The following is a 4429-nucleotide window of genomic DNA, read 5'->3' as shown; positions in this document are numbered from 1 at the left end:
GGAGACGATCACTATAGAAAAAACAGTATCAACGACCTTAACTGTGACACAAAGGATTACGGTGGCCGGGAACATTACCAACATAACTTCTGTAGGGGATCATGCTCCGATGATCATAGTGGTAGCTATCGCATCCATAATAGCTGCGCTCACCATATTTGTATTAAAGGGGAGTCGTAGAGATGCAACGACGAGGGCGACAGGTATGCAAAGATCTTTTCGCCATGGTATCCGTTTTCGATGCAAGTCTATTCCCCATATAGGTAGAGCCGGAGAGTGTAGAAGCCTGTGCAGGGTCTAAGCGATAGGTTGAGGCTGGCTTCGAGGAGGGATGTAGAGCTACGTGTAAGGGATCTCCTGCATTTCTATAGTAAAGAATACGGCTCAGCTATCTTCGTTGGGGAGAGGACTTATACTCCTCGGAGTCTCGTACTTACCCAGGGCTTCATTGAGTCCGATAAGCTTGGATTGGTCTTGAGATCTGTTTTATTTGAGATGTATCAGGTCCCCATAATAGTTGTAACGGGCCTGGGTGGACTTCACTATGTTGTGGATGGTCATCACAGGGTTATAGTCTACGCATGGCTCGGATGGAGGATACCGGGCTTAACGATCCTTGTTCCAAAATACAGGCCTAAATTAGCTAAATCCATAATTGAATTAGATTCAGTGAACCCGGTTGACACACCCCAGGAGCTTATATGTTGGAGACACATCGTTAACACGGTTAGGTTTCTTGAGAAACAATATAATACCTTGGCAAGGATATGGGTTGAAACTATTAGTATAACGCTTCTTAAGCCAACGCAACCCCCTATACCAGGACCCGAGCCCCATGCATTGTCGCTACATTGCCCACCCCTCGTATACAAGTATAACCAGGAGTATTTCGTCATCGATGGTCATCACCGCATCTGTAGAGAAGTACTTAGTAGTGTCAAAGAAGTAAAGGCGTTAGTGTTCACCATCGACAATCTTGAAATAGGATTATTGAAGACAGCTAGGATGCTTGGGTATGACGAATTCAATGAGAAGTATTGTTCAGGAGGATAGGGACTAAGTGATGAATTCTATCACCAGTTTATCCACAGTGTCTCAATTTATAAGGTCTTATAGTATAATTATATCTAGAAGCCGGGGTGGCCGAGCGGTCTAAGGCGGCGGGCTGCAGGGCTAACCTTGGCAAGGGGTTCACGGAAACCCGTTTACTCGCGGGTTCGAATCCCGCCCCCGGCTCTAGTTGCTGATATCTCATGCTTTATGGGTGAATAGTTTTTATATTAAATCTCTTAATGTTATGAAAATATTTTATAGATGGATATGGTTATTGAGTAAGATATGGTTATGCTTGTACTTTACTCGGATTCCATATTCTTTTACCTACTTGATAGTAAAGTATATATAAGTCTGTAATAATTGATCTTAAAATTAATAGACACATATAATTGGTTAAACTAAAGTGGTGGTGGACTACATGGTGGGTACTGAGAGAAGAAGGGTGCAAAAAACCGGGTCTTCATCATATATAATAACTCTACCTAAGGAATGGGTTGACGCAGTGGGGTTGAAGAGCGGTGACTACGTAAGCGTGGAGAAATATGGCGATAAACTGGTGATAATACCTCCTTCAACAGAAGCGGTTCAAGTAAAGTCCACTATTAAGGTTAGCCCCGAGGTAACCGTGGACCAGGTATTTAGGATGCTCTTAGCGATGTACCTTTCAGGATATAGTACTATAGTTGTGGCATTCGATTCCAGAATACCTGATCCAGCCAGGTTTATCAGTGAAGTAAAGAATATGGCTAGGATAAAGCTGGCGGGTGTTGAAGTAGTCGAGGAGTCATATAACAGTGTGACATTCAAGATTCTCCTGAATATCAAGGAGCTCCCACTATTAAGTGCTGTGAGGAGGCTCCACTTAATAGTCAACAACATGATCGAGGATGCGAAGACATTATTGAAAACAATGGATGGGAACGTGGCCTACGCTATAATACAGAGGGATGATGAAGCCGATAGATTCCACCATATGATTGTGAGAGAATTAAGCATGGCACTACTCGATGTAAGGATACAGCATGAGCTAGGAATAAGTAGCATTGTGGAAGCATTAAGCTACAGGATTATAGCGAGAAACCTGGAGAGAATAGCGGATCACATCGTTAACATAGCTAGAAGAATACTGGTCATGAAGAAGACTAGTGGGGCAGATATAGTGTATGAACTAATGGTGAAGGCATCAGACCTCTTCAATAAGGCCATGGGGTCACTATATAGTTTAAGCAGAAGGGATGCCGAAGAAGTAATTCAAACCGCCCGTGTACTAGTAGATGAAATAGAGAAAACAATATATGAGAAAATAATAAACTCAACGCTTCCAGATAACGAGAAAGCCGGGCTTACACTAATATGTGACAGTCTTAGAAGAATCGTGAGGTATTCTAATGGAATAGCTGAGTCAGTATTAAATATAAAGGCAGCTAAAAACCCATCCGTTGAGGTAAAATAATACTCCCCAACCCAACTCTCCACCCGGGTCTAATCTTTTTAACCACATCCTTCCCTATGCTAGGGGAAAGAGTCCTTGAACCTTGAAGGGCATTGTGGATATTAGGTTATGGAATAAAATTTAAAACAAGTATTAGCCATAGTAGCTAAGTGATGTGACCCCGGTGCCCATGTAACACCCCCGCGTAACGGGGCGGAATGAACATGGGTCGGGTCACTCCCGGCCTCACCACACCCTTAGTCTCCTAGGATATTGTTTGACTAGTATCCGGGCCTCTGATCTATATTTTGATGTTTATAAATCAAAAGTAAGAGATCATAATATTAATAGGGTGAGATGATATGGCTGAGGAGAAGATACAGGAGTTAATGAGGAAATATCTTGGGGTCAGTGTGCCAAGACTGTTAATAGGAATAATAATGCTAGTATTCGGATTCTTAATACTGGTGAAACCTGAATTATTGGGAATACTTGTTGCATTATACTTGATAATTGATGGTATACTAGTTATATTTGATGAGTATATTAAGAATAGAATAGCTGGAAAAGTGGTAGCCAGTTAAAAATTAATCGTGATTCAATGAAGCAACGCTATATTAAAGACTACTCAAACTAAATAGTGTGTTTTGAAGTATTTACTCCTCTTACTAATATATATGGCGCCCTGGTTGGATAGCTTATCTCCCACCATTTCACATCGTATCTCTCCTTTGTTAGCCCATCAATATTTCTTAATATGTTCCCGAGTTTATCAGCTATCCTTATTTTTCTCACAGCAGTCTTTATCTCGCCGTTCTCGATAAAGAATAATGCATCCCTCGTTATGGTTGAGAATTCTCCCTCAACATAGTTCTGGAACCTAGTATACCAGTTATTGTTGATCAATATCCCTTTCTTAACCTCACTAATTAACTCCTCGAGCCTGTAATCTCCTGGTTCCACTATTAGATTCCACGGCTCTGGTGAGATCCATCCAGCGTTACCGGTGGTTGATGCGCTGAATTTCGCGGCTGTTTTAGAGTTGTGGAGTATTGTTGCCAGTATCCCTTTCTCTATGATGGGCTTCCTTATAGTGGGTACTCCCTCTAGGTCGAAGCCCCTGCTACCCGGTAACTCGGGTTCGTGTGGGTTATCTATAAGAGTGAATTTCTCAGAGGCTACCTTATCACCTGGCTTGTTCTTTATAAACATGGACATCCCGGTGAGGATGCTGAAGCCTGAAGCCATGTATGATATGTAGTCTAATAGGTTCCCGAACACCATTGGGGAAAGTATTAAATCATAGATCCCGGGCTCTATGTCTACCCTACTCTTGGAGTCGACAGCATACCTCGCAGCTATCCTGGCCATCTCGGCTAGTTTATCTCTCCTAAGCTTTGTGGAGCAGGTGCTCCATTGACCACTACCTTCTTCCCCGGCGAATGCCCGTATATATGACTCCATTGATGTATATTCATGCATCCCCTCGAATCCTTTTGACGACGCTATGTATTCTTTCTCATGCTTTAGGTCGATCATTCCAGCTATATAATCTATTCTCTCCTCATGTGCTGTGCTAATTACTTCCTCAGCTAAACTCGATGGATCCTCAATGTACTTATCGATATTCTTATCAACTAGGTTACCTACTTCAACTGGTTTACCGGGTTCTGGGAGAGGAGCGTAGAGCTCGGATTCCCTGAGCTTGTCGGCTATCGAGAATAATTGGTTCAAGGTGTATTCTGTCCCACTTGGATCTAAGCCTCTTACCTCAGCTATAAATATCCTCTTATCTTTTACAAGGTATAAACCTATATCGAGGCTCCTCCAGTGTTGCACCACGCTTGGCTCGCTGTTAGCTATCTTGGTCATCGTTCTCTCGGATTCAAGCACTCTAACGATTGCCTCCTGGAACCCCTTATCAAGGGCCTCCTTTAATAT

Annotated in this window: 4 protein-coding genes and 1 tRNA gene; 4 read left to right on the top strand and 1 reads right to left on the bottom strand. The window is 42.6% G+C overall.

The features are described 5' to 3' along the window. Window positions 1–288 precede the first annotated feature (288 nt). The 4 genes from ACP5N5_RS05805 (at window position 289) to ACP5N5_RS05790 (ending at window position 3072) form a co-directional block, all read left to right on the top strand. On the top strand, window positions 289–1053 hold the full coding sequence (locus ACP5N5_RS05805) for a chromosome partitioning protein ParB (protein WP_428133842.1): 765 nt from the start codon (window positions 289–291) through the stop codon (window positions 1051–1053). 80 nt (window positions 1054–1133) lie between these two features. Beyond that, a tRNA-Cys gene (locus ACP5N5_RS05800) sits at window positions 1134–1236 on the top strand. 238 nt (window positions 1237–1474) lie between these two features. Further along, window positions 1475–2509 carry a PhoU domain-containing protein gene (locus ACP5N5_RS05795; RefSeq protein ID WP_428133839.1) on the top strand — a complete coding sequence of 345 codons (1035 nt, stop codon included), beginning with the start codon at window positions 1475–1477 and terminating at the stop codon, window positions 2507–2509. Window positions 2510–2850: 341 nt separating this feature from the next. Continuing rightward, window positions 2851–3072, top strand: a complete 222-nt coding sequence (locus ACP5N5_RS05790; RefSeq protein ID WP_012608602.1) for a DUF3096 domain-containing protein — start codon at window positions 2851–2853, stop codon at window positions 3070–3072. 49 nt (window positions 3073–3121) lie between these two features. Here ACP5N5_RS05790 and ACP5N5_RS05785 read toward each other — a convergent pair. Beyond that, window positions 3122–4429 (bottom strand): TldD/PmbA family protein (locus ACP5N5_RS05785; RefSeq protein WP_428133834.1); only part of this gene is annotated, 1308 nt, incomplete at its 5' end.

Source organism: Desulfurococcus sp. (genome assembly GCF_049970475.1).
Taxonomy (GTDB): domain Archaea; phylum Thermoproteota; class Thermoprotei_A; order Sulfolobales; family Desulfurococcaceae; genus Desulfurococcus; species Desulfurococcus amylolyticus.
This window is presented reverse-complemented; position numbering and strand designations above follow the sequence as displayed.